Annotated in this window: 18 protein-coding genes, 2 tRNA genes and 2 rRNA genes; 4 read left to right on the forward strand and 18 right to left on the reverse strand. The window is 52.4% G+C overall.

The genetic code is table 11. The annotated features are described in order from the left end of the window. The 6 genes from KNP64_RS13805 to KNP64_RS13830 all read right to left on the reverse strand — a co-directional run bounded on the left by KNP64_RS13805 (position 1) and on the right by KNP64_RS13830 (position 6,385). The gene (locus tag KNP64_RS13805) at positions 1 to 1,347 is read right to left on the reverse strand and encodes an FAD-dependent oxidoreductase (protein ID WP_214793999.1); all 1,347 of its coding nucleotides are present in this window, start codon (positions 1,345 to 1,347) and stop codon (positions 1 to 3) included. Positions 1,348 to 1,539: 192 nt separating this feature from the next. Next, positions 1,540 to 1,833 carry a YesK family protein gene (locus KNP64_RS13810; RefSeq protein ID WP_214764632.1) on the reverse strand — a complete coding sequence of 98 codons (294 nt, stop codon included), beginning with the start codon at positions 1,831 to 1,833 and terminating at the stop codon, positions 1,540 to 1,542. Positions 1,834 to 1,939: 106 nt separating this feature from the next. After that, on the reverse strand, positions 1,940 to 4,579 hold the full coding sequence (locus KNP64_RS13815) for a hypothetical protein (RefSeq protein WP_214794002.1): 2,640 nt from the start codon (positions 4,577 to 4,579) through the stop codon (positions 1,940 to 1,942). A gap of 140 nt (positions 4,580 to 4,719) precedes the next feature. Then, on the reverse strand, positions 4,720 to 5,508 hold the full coding sequence (tatC, locus tag KNP64_RS13820) for a twin-arginine translocase subunit TatC (protein WP_214794005.1): 789 nt from the start codon (positions 5,506 to 5,508) through the stop codon (positions 4,720 to 4,722). Between the two features lie 2 nt (positions 5,509 to 5,510). Then, the gene (locus tag KNP64_RS13825) at positions 5,511 to 5,729 is read right to left on the reverse strand and encodes a twin-arginine translocase TatA/TatE family subunit (RefSeq protein WP_131436738.1); all 219 of its coding nucleotides are present in this window, start codon (positions 5,727 to 5,729) and stop codon (positions 5,511 to 5,513) included. Next, positions 5,729 to 6,385 (reverse strand): redox-sensing transcriptional repressor Rex, encoded by a 657-nt coding sequence (locus tag KNP64_RS13830; RefSeq protein WP_029596207.1) that lies wholly within the window; start codon positions 6,383 to 6,385, stop codon positions 5,729 to 5,731. Before KNP64_RS13830 ends, KNP64_RS13825 begins: the two co-directional genes overlap by 1 nt. Positions 6,386 to 6,534: 149 nt before the next feature. On the opposite strand from KNP64_RS13830, the gene abc-f reads away from it, so the two are divergent. Then, positions 6,535 to 8,436 (forward strand): ribosomal protection-like ABC-F family protein, encoded by a 1,902-nt coding sequence (gene abc-f / locus KNP64_RS13835; protein ID WP_214794008.1) that lies wholly within the window; start codon positions 6,535 to 6,537, stop codon positions 8,434 to 8,436. Next, entirely contained in the window at positions 8,433 to 8,840 is a 408-nt protein-coding gene (locus tag KNP64_RS13840) for a hypothetical protein (RefSeq protein ID WP_214794011.1), read from the forward strand. Before abc-f ends, KNP64_RS13840 begins: the two co-directional genes overlap by 4 nt. Positions 8,841 to 8,890: 50 nt before the next feature. Here the strand turns inward: KNP64_RS13840 and KNP64_RS13845 are convergent, their stop codons facing one another. The 7 genes from KNP64_RS13845 to KNP64_RS13875 all read right to left on the reverse strand — a co-directional run bounded on the left by KNP64_RS13845 (position 8,891) and on the right by KNP64_RS13875 (position 12,330). Then, positions 8,891 to 9,457: a hypothetical protein gene (locus KNP64_RS13845; protein WP_214794014.1), complete on the reverse strand. Its 567-nt coding sequence runs from the start codon at positions 9,455 to 9,457 to the stop codon at positions 8,891 to 8,893. A 14-nt stretch (positions 9,458 to 9,471) separates the two neighbouring features. Continuing rightward, positions 9,472 to 10,494 (reverse strand): tRNA (adenosine(37)-N6)-threonylcarbamoyltransferase complex transferase subunit TsaD, encoded by a 1,023-nt coding sequence (tsaD, locus tag KNP64_RS13850; protein ID WP_034781406.1) that lies wholly within the window; start codon positions 10,492 to 10,494, stop codon positions 9,472 to 9,474. Beyond that, positions 10,466 to 10,951: a ribosomal protein S18-alanine N-acetyltransferase gene (gene rimI / locus KNP64_RS13855; RefSeq protein ID WP_214794017.1), complete on the reverse strand. Its 486-nt coding sequence runs from the start codon at positions 10,949 to 10,951 to the stop codon at positions 10,466 to 10,468. The genes tsaD and rimI overlap by 29 nt, the downstream gene beginning before the upstream one ends. Next, the gene (gene tsaB / locus KNP64_RS13860) at positions 10,944 to 11,600 is read right to left on the reverse strand and encodes a tRNA (adenosine(37)-N6)-threonylcarbamoyltransferase complex dimerization subunit type 1 TsaB (protein ID WP_214764626.1); all 657 of its coding nucleotides are present in this window, start codon (positions 11,598 to 11,600) and stop codon (positions 10,944 to 10,946) included. Before tsaB ends, rimI begins: the two co-directional genes overlap by 8 nt. After that, the gene (tsaE, locus tag KNP64_RS13865; protein WP_214764625.1) at positions 11,597 to 12,046 is read right to left on the reverse strand and encodes a tRNA (adenosine(37)-N6)-threonylcarbamoyltransferase complex ATPase subunit type 1 TsaE; all 450 of its coding nucleotides are present in this window, start codon (positions 12,044 to 12,046) and stop codon (positions 11,597 to 11,599) included. Before tsaE ends, tsaB begins: the two co-directional genes overlap by 4 nt. 105 nt (positions 12,047 to 12,151) lie before the next feature. Next, positions 12,152 to 12,228: transfer RNA gene (locus tag KNP64_RS13870), tRNA-Met, on the reverse strand. 25 nt (positions 12,229 to 12,253) lie between these two features. Further along, positions 12,254 to 12,330, reverse strand: a tRNA-Met gene (locus KNP64_RS13875). A gap of 139 nt (positions 12,331 to 12,469) precedes the next feature. Here KNP64_RS13875 and KNP64_RS13880 point away from each other — a divergent pair. After that, on the forward strand, positions 12,470 to 13,252 hold the full coding sequence (locus KNP64_RS13880) for a sporulation protein (RefSeq protein ID WP_214794020.1): 783 nt from the start codon (positions 12,470 to 12,472) through the stop codon (positions 13,250 to 13,252). On the opposite strand, the gene KNP64_RS13885 is transcribed toward KNP64_RS13880, so the two are convergent. Then, complete coding sequence (locus KNP64_RS13885; RefSeq protein ID WP_214794022.1) at positions 13,247 to 13,879, reverse strand: uridine kinase family protein; 633 nt, start codon at positions 13,877 to 13,879, stop codon at positions 13,247 to 13,249. The two genes, KNP64_RS13880 and KNP64_RS13885, sit on opposite strands and share 6 nt — an antisense overlap. Positions 13,880 to 13,929: 50 nt before the next feature. Here KNP64_RS13885 and KNP64_RS13890 point away from each other — a divergent pair, with 50 nt between their 5' ends. Next, on the forward strand, positions 13,930 to 14,307 hold the full coding sequence (locus tag KNP64_RS13890) for an HIT family protein (protein WP_214754806.1): 378 nt from the start codon (positions 13,930 to 13,932) through the stop codon (positions 14,305 to 14,307). Between the two features lie 9 nt (positions 14,308 to 14,316). On the opposite strand, the gene KNP64_RS13895 is transcribed toward KNP64_RS13890, so the two are convergent. The 4 genes from KNP64_RS13895 to rrf (KNP64_RS13910) all read right to left on the reverse strand — a co-directional run. Beyond that, positions 14,317 to 15,255, reverse strand: a complete 939-nt coding sequence (locus tag KNP64_RS13895; protein ID WP_214794025.1) for a coiled-coil domain-containing protein — start codon at positions 15,253 to 15,255, stop codon at positions 14,317 to 14,319. Continuing rightward, the gene (locus KNP64_RS13900; protein ID WP_214794028.1) at positions 15,248 to 15,772 is read right to left on the reverse strand and encodes a pentapeptide repeat-containing protein; all 525 of its coding nucleotides are present in this window, start codon (positions 15,770 to 15,772) and stop codon (positions 15,248 to 15,250) included. The genes KNP64_RS13895 and KNP64_RS13900 overlap by 8 nt, the downstream gene beginning before the upstream one ends. Positions 15,773 to 15,924: 152 nt before the next feature. Further along, positions 15,925 to 16,040, reverse strand: a 5S ribosomal RNA gene (gene rrf, locus KNP64_RS13905). 91 nt (positions 16,041 to 16,131) lie between these two features. Next, positions 16,132 to 16,220: ribosomal RNA gene (rrf, locus tag KNP64_RS13910) — 5S ribosomal RNA — on the reverse strand; the annotation flags it as partial.

Below are 16,220 nucleotides of genomic sequence, written 5' to 3' on the forward strand. Positions count from 1 at the left end.
TTATGCGTTGACTTTATCTTTCATCGCCGCGAGCGCACCACTGTTGATGAAGTGCCATGGCTTGTTGTAATGCGGTTGGAAGAAGAAGTCGACGTAAGCGAGCTCTTCGACCGTCATCTCGTTTTGGATCGCGAGCGACAACGTGTTGACCGCTTGCGTCATGTCCGCTTTCGAGAGAACTTGTCCGCCGACGACGCGATGCGTGCCGACTTCATAGACGAGTTTGAACTGGACCGGTTCCGCCGTCGGCATGAACTCCGGACGATACGCGTCTTCAACCACGACGCTCTCGACGTCGAGGCCGAACAGGCCGGCCGCTTCTTCCGTGAGACCTGATGAGGCGATGTTCCAATCATACAGGCGAAGACCTGACGTCCCTTGCGTCCCTTGATAGCGGACACGCGGTGCGATCAAGTTCTCAGCGACGAGCGTTCCCATGCGGACGGCATTCGTCGCGAGCGGGATGTAGGCGTGTGTGCGCGCCGGGTTGTAATAGACGGCACAGCTGTCACCAGCGGCGAAGACGTCCGGGTTGCTCGTGCGCATATACTCGTCGACGATGATGGCGCCGTTGCCGAGCATGTCGACTTGGCCTTGAAGGAGTCCTGTGTTCGGGCGGAAGCCGACACAGAGGATGACGAGGTCAGCCTCGAACTCACCTTTATCGGTCACGACGTGCGTGACGTTTCCATCTGTCCCACGGAACGCTTCGACCGTCTGGCCGAGCTCGAGGTCGATGCCGCGTGACGTCATGTCTGCCTCGAGTTGGTCTGTGAACGATTTGTCGAGGTACTTGTTCAAGATGCGGTCGGCACTATCGATGAACGTGACGTGTTTGCCGTACACTTCGAACGCCTCGACGAGCTCGACACCGATATAGCCGGCACCGATGACGGCGATGTTCGTCGCGTCTTTTGCCCGCTCGATGATGCGTTGGGCGTGGCCATAGTTTTTGCAGAGCTCAATCCCCGTCATCTCGATGCCAGGAAGCGTCGGGACGATCGGCCATGAACCAGTCGTGACGATCAAACGGTCGAACGTGTCATAGACGTCTTCTCCCGTGTCGAGGTTTTTCGCATGGACCGTCTTCGCTTCCGTGTCGATGTTCAACACGTCGTGCTTCATGCGCATCGTCGCACCGAGTTCTTCGAGCTCGGCCGGTGACGCGTAGAAGAGCTCCTCCGCACGTTTGACGACACCGCCGACGTGGAGGGCGATCCCACATGAGAGAAAGCTGACGTTGTCGTTGCGTTCATACACCGTGATGTCGAGATTGTCGTGCTTGGCGAGTAATCCTTTGACGGCTGCTGTTCCTGCGTGTGTACATCCGATGACTGCGATTTTCATATGGTTGTCTCTCCTTTGAGTGTTAGGCAAGTTATTGTTTGTGATAAATATCACATTTACTTTCTGAACTTAGTGTACTATTTCACAAGAAGGTTTGACAATCCCTTTGCTCATTTTTTCACGTAATTATGTCTAAAGTTTGAACTCCATGTGTGACAACAAAAAAACCGTCCCGTAACCGGAACGGTTCACTTATGAGTTTGTGGTGCGTCGCCCTTTGACCCAGTGATAGATAACGACGCTGATATAGGTGAGGAGACCGATCACATACAGACTAATGCCAATCAAAATCCAGCCCAGCGCGTCCCACCCGCGGACGAAGACGAGTCCGATGATACACGATACGTATCCCACGACGAGCAACGTTAACGAGAAGACGAGTCTTCGCTTGAATCGCGATTTCAAAAAGTTCAGCACGGCAATCAACAAAATTGTCGTCAACACGCCGATGATGATGAGTTCATCCCCATAGTACTCCCAAGCCATCGCTTCTCCCCCTGACCTATGTTCGATTGGCTCCATCGTATCACGTCCTCCCCCTGTTCCCCATCTCTAAAAAAAGCCATCCGCATCATCGCGAATGGCTTCTCAGTTAACGAACATAAATCGTCTTCGTCACGCTTCGGCCTTTTGGCGTCACGAGACGGAGTGTCAATTTCGTTCCTTTCTTTTGTGGGGTGAAGCTGAGCGTTGTCGACGTGGCCGTCACCGTCTTCTTCGCGAGGACCGTCGATCCCCGCGTGAGCGTCAATGTGCCGTACGCGACGTTCGATGTCGCCTTCAGTGTCTTCGATGCACTTGATGGAATCGTCGTTATGAGCGTCGGTGTCGGTCCAGTCGTCACCTTCACCGTCTGCACATGTCGGAACGTCCCGTTTTGGCTCGTCAACGAGAGCGTCGTATTGACCGGTTGACGGGTGAAGCGGAGCGTCACCCGTCCGGTGCTGCTCGCTTTTGCTGTGGCGAGCACCGTCGACCCTTTTTTCAACGTCACCGTGCTATTCGGGATCACATATCCGACCCAGAGCGACTTCTCATCGTTAATCGAGAGCGTCGACAACGATGTCTTCGGCAACTGGATCGAGACGTCACGCGATTTCGAGCCGACCGATGCTTTGACGCGAACACGATCCCCCGGTTTGGCGGGGACGGTGTAACGTGTCGTCGAGAGGCGTTTGGCCGAGACGAGCTTGTCATTTACATAGAAGCGCACCGTCGCCGTGCTCGTCTTCTTGATCGTGAGCGTCGCTTGTGTCTTTGTCATCAACGTATCCGTCACACTGAGCGTCGGTGTGAACGCACGAACTGTTTTCGTGAGTTCGTACGTCGCATCGCCGTTCGAGCGTGTGACGAGGATGACTTCCCCTTCTTTTAATGGCGTCTCGAACGTGTACGGCATCGTGCGGGTTGTCGCCACATGCGTACCGTTTCGATAGATGCGATAGGCTTGATCGGTACTCGATGTGACGTTGATGGATTTGTCGTACATCAACGGTGTCCGAGTCCACGTAAAGACAGGCGGTTCCACTCTTGTATCCACGGTTGTGAGCCGGAACGCTGAAGCGGGTGCCTCTTTCAATTTAAAGTAGACTTTTGTTCCGATGTCTACAGGCATCGTATTGAACTCTTTAATCGAAATGAGTCCGTCTTCATCTGCCTGCTCGTTCGAAATTTCGTAGTATTTGCCACTGCGAATCAACACATCCACTGCGGCGTTCGGCGTCGTTTTCAATGTGACACCTGAAGTGACCGTTTTCGTCAGAACCGAGATACCATTTGATGAAGTATCGTCACTTTCTTTGACCGTCTGAAGTTCAATCGGATCGGCGTAAACACCTGACCCACTACCGATTTTCACAGTCACACGCGATCCAGGTGTGAACCACCGCGCCGGTTGCCACGTGTAACGCCCCGACTCATCCGATTGGACCGTCGCCGATTGATAGTTCAACAATGAATCCGATGAGTTCGATTGATACAAGTTTTTCGTCACACTGACAAACACCGGCGTGTTCGGTGCCGTCTTCCCGCTAATCGGACCTAAGACACCGGTTGGCGGGTCGAGCGTGAGCGGCACATAGTTCGATGCCCATAAGTCTAACCGGCGCTCAAAATCGTTCCACTTAAAAATCATGTCATACGACTCATTCGTCTGTAACGTCAGTTTCCCTTGCTCCCAAACGAACAGGTCGTCTTGATAGGCTAAACGTGCCGTCAGCTCAGTCGCTGGAATCGGTAAGGCCGTACCATCAACGAGCGTGGCCGTTCCGTTGACGTCATATGGACGACCTACCTCATAGCGATTCGTCGTTTTCGGCACATTGACATTCAGTTGCCATGGCGCTTTCCATAAAGACTCCGGCGTGTACACTTCCGTCTTCTTCATACCAAAAACGTACCACGGACCGTGTTGTCGAATGTCAGCGTCATCAATCGGTGCCTCTTTCCACTCATTCGTGCTGACGTTATAACTGACATAGAATGTCGTATACATTTCTCGCGTCATGAAGTAGTAGGTGCCGTCTTTCCACGTAAGATTACTTACGTTTGCTGCATCTTTCTCAATCCATCGTTTCGTCGCCAAATCGAAAATAAACATGTGCTCCGAGTCATCACTTTTGATCACGAACCATTGATTCGCTTCTTTCATGTGACGGGCCCACCTCACCTGTCCTGAATAGGAACTGATTGTCTCAAGCACCTCTCCTGTAACCGTCCGCTTCGTCACTTGACCGTCGGCGAATGCGAGGACGTTCCCGTCATCGAGCAGACTGTATACCTGATCGCTGCCTTTCGTTAGCGATCCGAGAATATCACCTGACATCGATGTGATAATATACTTTTCGTCATCAGCCCATAACATCATTCCTGTTGTTACATTCGTTGAGACGAGTCGATTCTCACTTCCTGCTTCGATTGGGAATGTCGTCGCTTCATTCGTACGTATATCCCACATCACCCACTCCGGCCATCCTTTTAACATAAATCGGCCGTCTCCGATAGCATACATATTATAAGCAGCAGACACGCGAATCGGTAACGTATATTCCTCACCGGTCTCAATGTGAACAAGCGTCTCCGGATTTCCCGAACGCCACACATACCCACTATCTCCTACGACTTCTCCTGCCGGAATGATTTCCGGTTTGGCATAGTCTTCTGCTCGAACTTCGACTCCCGGTGCCACCATCATGACGAGCACCACGAGCATGCTCCATAACCACTTGTTCATTAGTCTCCTCATTTCTGTTTATGAATGCATAACTTTCAAAAATAATCCATTTTTTGATTTAACCCTCCTAATTTTAAGTTGTTTTTTCAAAATTGAATAGCCCTAAAATCAAAAAAACACCACGTCGTATGACATGGTGTTCACTTCTCATTCATTTGTTTCATCAAATCCATCTGTTCTTTCACCATCGCCTCTTTCTCACGTCGGAGCACGCCCCGGTACGTGATACGTGAAATCGATAAGCTGATCTCATACAAGAAGAAGAGCGGCAGTGACACCATAAGGTGCGACGTCAAATCCGGCGGCGTGATAAAGGCCGCGACGACGAACAAGGCGAAGTAGGCGTACTTCCGAATCGATGACAGGAAGTACGGCGTCACGACACCGATGCGCGTCAAGAACATCGTCACGACCGGCAACTGGAATAACAGTCCGAATGGGATGGTCAGTTGCAGCAAGAACGTGAAGTAGTTCGACGCCCCGATGATTTGCGTCAGACCAAGGTCTTGCCCGAGGTCCGTCGAGATATCGAGGACGAGCGGGAACAACCAATAGTAGGCGAACGCGAGACCGATCAAGAACAAGATGAAGATGATCGGAATATAGGCGAGCGTCGCTTTCCGCTCGTTCGGATGCAGACCAGGTGCGACAAACGCCCACAGTTGATACAGTAGAAACGGACCAGCCGCGACGAGCCCGATGACGAGCGCCAAGTTCAAGTAAATCATAAGCGGGTCCGCGACCCCAAAGGCGTTCAATTCAAGGCCTCGTTCGACGAGGTCGGCCTGGAGATAGGCGAGCACATATTTGACACTCGGCAAAGCAATCAAAAAGAAGGCAAAGACGACAAATGCCGACAGCATCAGTCGTCTCCGCAGCTCTGTCAAGTGGTCGGACAGTGCCCGTTCTTGATCAGGTTGATGATTCATGATTACTGCTCTTTCTTCTCAATTTCTTTCTTGTCTTTCTCGTCATGCTCGTTCATCATGCCACTCGTGGCATTTTTGAACTCACGGAGCGTTTGTCCGGCGGCGCGTCCGAATTCAGGCAATTTCTTCGGCCCGAAGATGATAAGCGCGACGATGGCGATAATGAAGATACTCGCTCCCCCAGGAATACCGACGACGAGCAACGATGATAGTAATTCCATTATTGATGGACCCCCTCAGCAGATGGATAGTGTTGCATAAAGTAAATGAGCGACTGGAGTTCGATCGACAAGTCGATGTGATGGACGCGGACCGTGTCCGGCACCGTGAGACGGGCCGGCGTGAAGTTCAAGATGCCTTTGATACCGAAGCGGACCAAGTCGTCCGCGACCGGTTGCGCATAGGCAGACGGCACCGTGAGAATGGCGACGTCAATCTTGTTCTGTTTCATGATCTGTTCCATCTCATCGACGTGATGAATCGGGACACCGGACATCGTCGTGCCGACTTTTGTCTCGTCTGCGTCGAACCCGACGACGATATGTGTGTTATTGTTTTTAAGGAAGTTATAGTTGACGAAAGCTGTCCCGAGATGACCAACCCCGACCAAGGCGACGTTCGTAATCTCGTCCTGATTCAGTGTCTTACGGAAAAAGTCTAACAGATACTGTACGTTATAGCCATATCCCTTTTTACCGAGCGCACCGAAGTACGAGAAATCGCGACGGATCGTGGCCGAATCGACCTTGACCGCCTCGCTCAGTTCAGCAGAAGAGACACGCTGTTTTCCTGATGAATGTAGGCTTTGGATAAACCGATAGTATAGTGGCAACCGTTTGGCTGTCGCTTGCGGAATCTTTGGTTCGTTTTGACTCAACGGAAAGAGCCTCCTTTTTACGACGCGTTTCAAACGAATCTAATTTCATACACCTTGATTGTAAACGAATTCACATGACCACTCAATGAATATACCTGAAATGGGGAAGAAATAAAGTATACTAAATAGAGAGAAAGGGGTTTTTTCACTTGATCCTACTGCAAGTCAATAACTTATCGAAATCATTCGGCGTCGAGCCGATTTTAGAGAACGTCAAACTCGAAATTCAAGAAGGCGAACGCGTCGCCCTCGTCGGCCGGAACGGCGCCGGCAAGTCGACATTGCTCAAAGTCATCGCCGGGGAATACAACTATGACTCAGGCGATATCATGAAACCGAAAGACGTGACGATCGGCTATCTCGCCCAAGATTCAGGGTTAGAGTCGAACGAGACGATGTGGAACGAGATGCTCACCGTCTTCACCGATTTGATCGAACAGGAGAAGACGCTCCGCCGTATGGAACAAGACATGGGTTCTGAACGCATCTTGAACGACCCGGCCGCCTATGAGCGCCTGCTGTCGTCTTACGATGAAGAACAACATACGTTCAAAGACCGCGGCGGCTATCAATACGAGGCGACGATCCGCTCTGTGCTTCACGGGATGCGCTTCTATCCGGACGACTTCGAGCGCCGTATCGATACGCTCTCCGGTGGACAACGAACACGTCTCGCCCTCGCGAAGATGCTCCTGCAAAGTCCAGACCTGCTCATCTTGGATGAGCCGACGAACCACTTGGACATCGAGACGCTCGGCTGGCTCGAGAAGTATTTGAGTGGCTATAAAGGCGCCGTCCTCATCGTCTCCCACGACCGCTACTTCCTCGACCGTGTCGTCTCGGTCGTTTATGAGTTGTCACGCCATCGGAGCCGTCGCTTCGTCGGCAACTATACGAAGTATCTCGAACAAAAGGCCGCCATCTACGAGCAAGAGAAGAAGCAGTTCGAGTCGCAACAAGAAGAGATCGCCAAGATGCAGGACTTCATCCAGCGTAACATCGCCCGGGCGACGACGACGAAGCGGGCCCAGAGCGTCCGCAAACGTCTCGAGAAAGTCGACCGGATGGAAGCGCCGGACGGTGATGAGCGCAGTGCCGTCCTCTCGTTCTCAATCAAACGTCAAAGCGGGAACGACGTATTGAGTGCGAGCGATCTTGCCATCGGCTATGAAGAACCGATCGCCCAACAGCTCCGCTTCCAATTGCAGCGCGGCGAATCGGTCGCCCTCGTCGGCCCGAACGGAGTCGGCAAATCAACGCTCCTGAAAGTGTTGACGAAACAACAGCCGCCCCTTACCGGTGACATCCGCTACGGCACCGGCGTCGAGATCGGCTACTACGACCAGGAGCAACAGAACTTGTCGGATGCCAACCGCGTCATTGACGAGATTTGGAACGACTGGCCGCTCATGCGTGAACAAGAAGTCCGCAGCCTGCTTGGTCAGTTCTTGTTCAGCGGTGACGACGTGATGAAGCGCGTCCATGAACTGTCGGGTGGAGAGCGGGCCCGCTTGACGCTCGCGAAACTGAAGCTCGAGCAACCAAACTTGCTCATCTTGGATGAGCCGACGAACCACTTGGACCTCGACTCGAAGATGATTCTCGAGAACGCCCTCGTCGACTACCCGGGCACAATCTTGTTCGTATCGCACGACCGTTACTTCATCGACCGGCTCGCGACGCGCGTCTTAGAGATCACACCGAACGGCATCGACGAATACCTCGGCGATTACTCGTATTACGTCGAGAAGAAAGAAGAACTTGAAGAACTGGCCCGACTCGCACGCGTTGAGACGAAACAAGTCATCGTCAAGAAACAGCGCGCCGACAAGGAACAGCAACGCGAGGAGCGCCGGATGAAACAACGGATCGAGGAGATCGAGCTCACGATTGAGCAACACGAGGCCCGTCTCGAAGAGATCGAGCAACTGTTGTGTGAACCGGACGTCTTCAACGACTTCGCTCGGGCACAGGAACTGTCGACCGAGTCCGATGCGACGAAAGAATCGATCACGGCACTGTATGCAGAATGGGAGGAGCTCCATTCATGATGCGATTCCGTGCGATGCGAATCGAGTGGATGCACGCCTTCCTGACTGGTCTCGCCTACATCGTTCCGACCGGGACGGAGTACGTATCCGAACTGATTCGTGGGGAACCGACGGTCGTTCCGTCGTTCCTGTTTTATTTCTTGCCGGTCGTCATCGGCTTCATCATCCAGACGTGGAGCGGGATTGTCATCAGCTTGTTGAGCGGCCTGCTTATGAGCACCCTGTTTATCCGCCTCGTCGTCTGGCCAGTCGATGTGACCGTGCACAGTTTTTACGCCCCGGGCTCGGTGTGGGGACACTTCTATCAGTCGACGCTCCTCATGTGGGTGCTCGCACTGATTGTCTACGTCGTGAGCCGGGTGAATATGTGGTATAAACAAAAGAAACATCATCCAGAAGTATAAAAACAGGGAAGCCGCTCTCCATTGTGGAGGTCAGCTTCCCTGTTTTACGTTTAGAAATAACGCAGCGGTTGGAATCCGCGTGTATGGAAGTCGAGCTTGAGGCCGTCTTCCGTGATGAAGAACACGTACTCGTTCGTGTCGACGTCGCGGACGAACACTTTGTAGAACGTGAGCGTCTCCTCACGGTTCGTCACATACTTCGCCTCATGCGTCGAGATGACTTGTGCGAACAGTTGCTCTTCGTCAAATTCGTTGACGATGTCCTCGAACTTGGCCGCTTCCGCTTCGGTCGCTTCCCGGCCCGGGGCGATCTCGTAATACGCGTCGCTCGCTTTCGGTTGGACGCCGAGGTTGCGGTCGACGACGATGACGCTCTCGATGTCTTGATCGTCTAGGCTCTTATAGCCGTACAACGTCTCGACGAGCGTGTTCTCCCCCGTGACCCGGCCGATGCCTTCGAGCGATTCCGCTCCCGTGAGCGACCGGACGCGTGTCGCTTCCGGCACGATTTCTTCTTGATAAGCGATATTATAAGCGCGGATAATCTCTCGTACTTGCAAAAACGTCGCGACGACGAGCAGTACGACGAGACCTCCAATGATTATGCGTTTCATCATCTGTATATTTCCCCCTAGACTGTCATGCTCTCTTCTAAGGATAACCCAGGAACCGCATTCATCGCCAGTGTATCGCGCTTTCCGCGCACATATGCGTGATGTGCCGCAACCCCAATCATACCGGCGTTGTCTCCGCATAGATCAAGTGGTGGGATGACGAGGCGGATACCTTCGCGGTCCGTCGCTTCTTTGAGCGCAGCGCGGAGTCCACGGTTGGCTGCGACGCCACCTGCGACGAGCAATTGCTTCGCTCCTTTTTCTTTCACGGCACGAATCGCTTTCTCGACGAGCACTTCGACGACACTCGCTTGGAAACTGGCCGCCAAGTTTTCAGGGATGACCGTCTCCCCGCGTTGTTCGGCGTTATGGACAGCATTGATGACCGACGACTTGAGTCCGCTAAAGCTGAAATCGAAACTTCCGGCTTCGAGCCGGACCCGTGGGAACTTATACGTATCTTCCCCGTCGGCTGCGAGACGGTCGATGGCAGGTCCACCTGGGTAAGGAAGACTGAGTGTCCGTGCGACTTTGTCATATGCTTCTCCGGCCGCATCGTCACGTGTCTCACCGATGACTTCGAACACACCGTGCTCGGGCATATAGACGAGCTCCGTGTGTCCGCCCGAGACGACGAGACAGACGAGCGGGAACTCCATCTCCTCGACGAGTTCGTTCGCATAGATGTGTCCGGCGATGTGATGCACGCCGATGAGCGGTTTACTATGGGCGAAAGCGAGCGCTTTGGCCGCACTGATTCCGACGAGGAGTGCACCGACAAGACCCGGCCCTTGCGTGACCGCGACGGCGTCGACGTCTTGCATCGTCACACCCGCTTCACTGAGGGCGTCATCGATGACGTAGGTGATCCGTTCGACGTGGTGACGCGAGGCGACCTCGGGCACAACCCCGCCAAACCGTTTATGACTTTCAATCTGCGACGAGACGACGTTCGATAAAAGCGTCTTACCGTCACGCACGAGCGCGACCGACGTCTCATCACAACTCGACTCAATCGCGAGGATGAGCGATGTGTCCATCTGTTTCACTTCCTAACTTCGCCCAGTAAATATAGGCGTCTTCATTATTGTCTTGATAATATCGCTTCCGGCGTCCGGCATTTTCGAAACCGAACTGTTCGTACAGCTTTTGAGCGCCGATATTCGAGACACGCACTTCGAGCGTGAGTGCCGCGAGTGACTTCGAGCGGGCGAATTCAACGAGTTGCATCAACAGCAGATTGCCGATGCCTTGCCCGCGATATTCCGGTAAGACGGCAATGTTCGTGATGTGCCCCTCGTCTACAATTTGCCAAACCCCGACGAAGCCGACCACGCGTCGTTCATGCACAGCGACGAAATAGATCGCTTGGTCATTGCGGAGCATCTCGTTCATGAACGCTTCTTTCGTCCACGGAATAGCGAACGAGGCTTCCTCGACCTTGGTCACTTCTTCGACGTCGAGCCATGTCATGCGCCGGATTTTAATATCAGCCATTGTTTTGTCCCTCGAGCCATTTCGCTTCCGCCTCAGCGAGACGAAGATACTCGGGCTCAAACGCATGGACATCATTCGTGACTTCACCTAAGGCGACGAGATCGCTCGCCCGGCCGTAGCTATGCGCGGCCGGTGCTTCGGTATAATCGTAAGACGCGAGTGCGTCACGGAACGGCTCCACGTCGCCGACGACGACGAACGGTCCTGTGATATTGACTTCGAGCCAAGCGGCGACCGAGGCGTGACGGTCGGGTGTGACGGCCTCGTTCTGTTGATAATGCCCGATATAGGCATTCCCTCGGCGGGCATCGATGAGCGCGACGACTGGGAGCTCCGTGTTCGGGGCCGCCGCCATAAGACGGAGCGCCGAGACCCCAACGAGCGGGATCTGAAGCGTGTAGGCGAGCGTCTTCGCTGTCGTGACACCGATGCGAATCCCCGTATAAGATCCAGGACCTGTCGTCACGACGATGCGTTCGAGTTCGGTCGGTGTCCATTTGACCGCGCTCATCAGTTGTTCGATCATCGGCATGAGCGTGACGGCATGGTTTTTCGAGACCATGACCGTCGCCTCGGCTTGAATCTGTCCGTGCTCACTCAAGGCGACAGACAGACGTGTCGTCGACGTGTCAATCATGAGTTGTTTCATGCGAGCACCTCCTTCACAAGTGCATCGTACGTGTCGCCGATAGGCGCGAACGTCAACTGACGTTCCTCGTCCCCGATTCGCTCGATTGTGATGGCGAGCCGTTCCGTCGGAAGTGACGACTCGATCAAGTTCGACCATTCGACGATAGCGACACCATCACCGTTGATGTATTCCTCGAGGCCAATATCGTCCCCCGTGTCTTCGAGACGATAGACGTCCATATGATAGAGCGGCAAGCGCCCTTGGTATTGTTTCATGATGGTGAACGTCGGGCTGTTGACGTTACGCGTGACACCGAGACCTTTGCCAAAGCCTTGGGTGAACGTCGTCTTACCGGCACCGAGGTCCCCATCCAACGTTATGACCGTCCCGGCTTTGACGAGCGTGGCGAGTTTTTCTGCCACCGCTTGCGTCTCGGCCGCGGAGTGGGTAATCAATGTATACATGATGTTTCTCCTTTAGTAGTTCTAGCGATACGTACTCATTGTACACTCAATTTTGCGCAAAAAAAAACACGAAACGTCATCGTTTCGCTATCTCATTTAAAAAATTGGTTGCGGGGGCTGGATTTGAACCAACGACCTTCGGGTTATGAGCCCGACGAGCTACCAGACTGCTCCACCCCGCGACGACATATGAAATTAAATAAAAATTGGTTGCGGGGGCCGGATTTGAACCGACGACCTTCGGGTTATGAGCCCGACGAGCTACCAGACTGCTCCACCCCGCGATGGTTTGAATTGTTTCGACATCCTCTATAATAAGTGAAGTAGTTATATAATGCAACCTTTTTCTTCATGTTTTTTCAGAATTGGAATCGGGAACATTTAAAAGAGTGCAATCTATAAGAGAAAAGGAGCGCGACCGTCATGTCGAAATGGGGTAATCGCTTTAAAAAATGGTTCTTTTCCGAACTGGACGCATCCGTCTATTTTCACACTGTCCCGTTCATTCCGAACGAGACCGTTCATGGAACGCTGCGGGTGTTGAACACCACTTCGCATGTCGTGCGCCTGCAAGAGTTGACGCTTAATTTTTTGACGACGTTCAAAGATATCACGCTCGAAGGCAACGAGTTTAATCGGGAGGCCGACTTGCAAGAAGTCCCAATCGTCCTATCCGCCGAGCTTGAACCGGGTGCTGAAGAGCACATCCCGTTCACGTTCGATTTGACGATGTATGCCCCATCAACAGCCGGAGCACCATACAGCGTCGAAGCGACCGTCTGGGACACCGACGGCAAACGGGTCTGGTTCGATGTCGTCGAAAAAGTCGAAGTCGAACCGCTCCCTGCCTTGAAACGCTTGTTACAGGCGACCGAACATGCCGGGCTCGAGCTCATGTTCGTCCGTAACGTCATCGACCCGATCGGAGAAGAACGGCCGTATCCGTTCGTCGAGAAGTATGGATTCAAACCGGTCGGTGACTGGGCCGACGAGTTCGAAGTCGTCAAATCGTTCTGGCGGGTCGACGAGGACGGGGTCGACGTCTATTACTGGCTCGACAATATCGAGAAGCAGCGTACGCTCGAGTCAATCGCCAATGACGTCACGATGCGCCATCGTTCACTCACCTGGGAACAACTCGAGCGCGAGCAAGATCGACTCGGACTCGGCATTCAAGAGACGTTACGTAGCCACCGTTCTTCATGAGCGGTGGCTTTCAATTGTCCAAACATCATTACTCGTCGAGACGACCGTTTGGAATTTCTCGCGCTGCGGATGCATGAACAGCTCATATTGGAGTCGGCGCTCGTCGTGCGATGCCTTTAAATAAGTGAGATCCATTCCCCGTTGTTGGACATCGCGAACGGAACGTCGCGCAAACTCGGTGTCACTGTCCGTATATAGGTATACCGTTATGTCCCACCAGTCAGCAGCGAGAAACGCGACGCTCATGCCTTCGATGATGGTGATTCGTTTTGCCGGATCGATCCACGTTCGTTCAAGGTATGGGACGTCAATCGTGAAGAAACCGATGCCTTCACGTACCATGCGGACGTCACGTTCTAGAGATAATAGATGGTGTGCGGACGGATGACAGGCCGTCATCTTATAGTGATGCTCCTGTCCATCGACCGTGTAATCGAGCATGGCACTCTTTCGTAACATCGAGTCCGTGATATATGGATCGGTATTGATGTAGTTCACGTCTCCGAGGCGCTCGCGTAGTGCGTCTGCGAATATCGTCTTCCCAGCACCCCCGTGTCCTGAGATGGCGATCATCGTGCGTTCCTCTCGTTCAGCCTGGGAAACTATCCTATCAATCAATTTATTCATAATGCTCCCCTTTTGATACACTTCATATAGAAAGGAAGTGTACCAAGTCCATGTCAACTTGTCCATTTTGTCATCCACAACTAGATCCATCCCAGACGGTTGTCGCCGAGAATGAGACATGCTACTTTTTGATGCACGACCGTGAGCAGGACGTTCTCGTCGGCTCTGGCGTCATCGTCCCGAAACAACATCGCGCGACGACGTTCGACCTCACGCCTTCGGAATGGCACGATACATATGCATTGCTTCATGAAGCGAAGTCATTCCTCGAGGAGACGTATGGCCCTGACGGTTATACGCTTGGCTGGAATGTCGGAACAGCATCAAACCAGACCGTGCCACATGCTCACCTACACGTCATCCCTCGCTACGCCGACGGACCGCATGCGGGGAAAGGATTACGCCATTGGTTGAAACGACCAGAATGACCAAACAGCTCATCGTGTGAGGATGAGCTGTTGTCGTTTCGTTTCGATTTCTTCAAGTTGCTGCTCTAGACGTTCCACTTCTGTTGTCATTTTCTCAATAAGCTTAGTGATTTCACGATCAAGGCCTTTTACCTTGTCGAGCGAATCATTGATTCGTCCATGCATCGTCCACTCGGAAAAGATGTCATCGAGGAAGTAGTCCGCGAATTGAATGAGCGAACCGCGTTCAATGTGTAAGCCACTGACGACGCCTTTCACATCAGCCAATTCTCGTGAGAAGCGCTCAAGCGCAGCTTGAAGTTCATGCATCTTCCGTTCCGAAGCATCAATGGCGTCATGTTTCATTGCTGTCGCGATCAAGCCACCTCCAAAGAACGTATCATACGTCGACCAACCTTTCGCACTATCGAGATGTTTAAGTGTTCTGGAGATGGCCGTCCGTGCTGAATTTCCAGCAACGATAGCTTCTTTATATTCAACAACTAACTCAGTCGTTTTCACCTGTTGATCCGTGAGTCGATATAATTCTTCCCTAACAGTAGAATCTTGCTTCAAATGAGTTTCCTTCTCTTTTATGAACGTCTCCCATTCCGCATCGATCCCATTATATGTCTCAAATGTCTCATGTAAGTCACGACGCTCAAGTGCTAACTCATCCACCATCGCTTCGTGTTCCCGTAATTTCAATTCGGCCCGGGCAGCCTCTTCCAACTCAATCGTTTTTTGTTCGTTGAATGTTCCCCTGAGTTTACGCCATGCGTTGACGAGCGAGAATGAATCTAAGTCATAGACATCGCGTTGTTCTTTCGTAAACGAATTGAGAAGTTGCTTTCGCACAGCTTCATGTTCGGCAATTTGCTTGTCGAGTGTTTTTAATTTCCGGGCGAGTCGGTCCCGTTCTGCCATCTGTTGTTGTAAGTCGTGTTGGGTTTGGTAGAGATCACTCATAACGTTTCATTCCTCCAGTTTCTTTTCGATAATGTTCTAACAGGTCTTTGACGTGTACCCCATCAATCGTTAAGCCGTCAATCGATGAATCCTCGATCTGGACCCCATCAAGCCGACAGTTTTTCATAATCGTGTTCGTCAGGTTTGTATGGAAGAACGTCGTCGCCCGTCCTGACTCGTACATGGTGACAAATCGATATTGTGAGCCGGAAAGATTCAAGTCGTCGAACTCGGTTTCTCTGAAGTTAATATTGCGGAATTGGCTCCTCGTGAAATTACAATTGCTGGCCCGTAGTTCTGAGACGTTACTATTCGTGATGGCGATTTGACTCGCATCCATTCCATACGCTTGGGCACCTTTGATCGAGCGCTCTTCATATCGCAATGTGATTGCTTCATCTACGGGTTGCTTTACTCGTTTGACGAAACAGACCTCTTCGCTTGATTCGAAGACGGATTGGTAACCGACTGCCCGATAAAATGCCACATTGTGGGGTTGGGCTGCTGATGTCTCCAACTCCCAAATTCGTACAGTCGGATGAAGCTTCACGGATTTGCATACTTGACTCCCCCTCTTCTGTCTCTTCATACGAGATGATTAGATGAAAAGTTTCAAAGGAAACGACAAAAAAGGACGACCAAGCATCTGCTTGATCGTCCTTCGCGTTGGCCTAGCAACGTCCTATCCTCACAGGGGGAGACCCCCAACTACTTTCGGCGCTGAAGTACTTAACTTCCGTGTTCGGCATGGGAACGGGTGTGACCACTTCGCTATCGCCACTAGACAATTATTATATTAGCATTGTATATCCCGTTTGTCAACACTTTTATAAAAAAAAGAACGACCAAGCAGATGCTTGATCGTCCTTCGCGTTGGCCTGGCAACGTCCTATCCTCACAGGGGGAGACCCCCAACTACTTTCGGCGCTGAAGCGCTTAACTTCCGTGTTCGGCATGGGAACGGG

It is taken from the genome of Exiguobacterium sp. s64 (genome assembly GCF_018618035.1).
GTDB classification, from domain to species: Bacteria; Bacillota; Bacilli; order Exiguobacteriales; family Exiguobacteriaceae; genus Exiguobacterium; species Exiguobacterium mexicanum_A.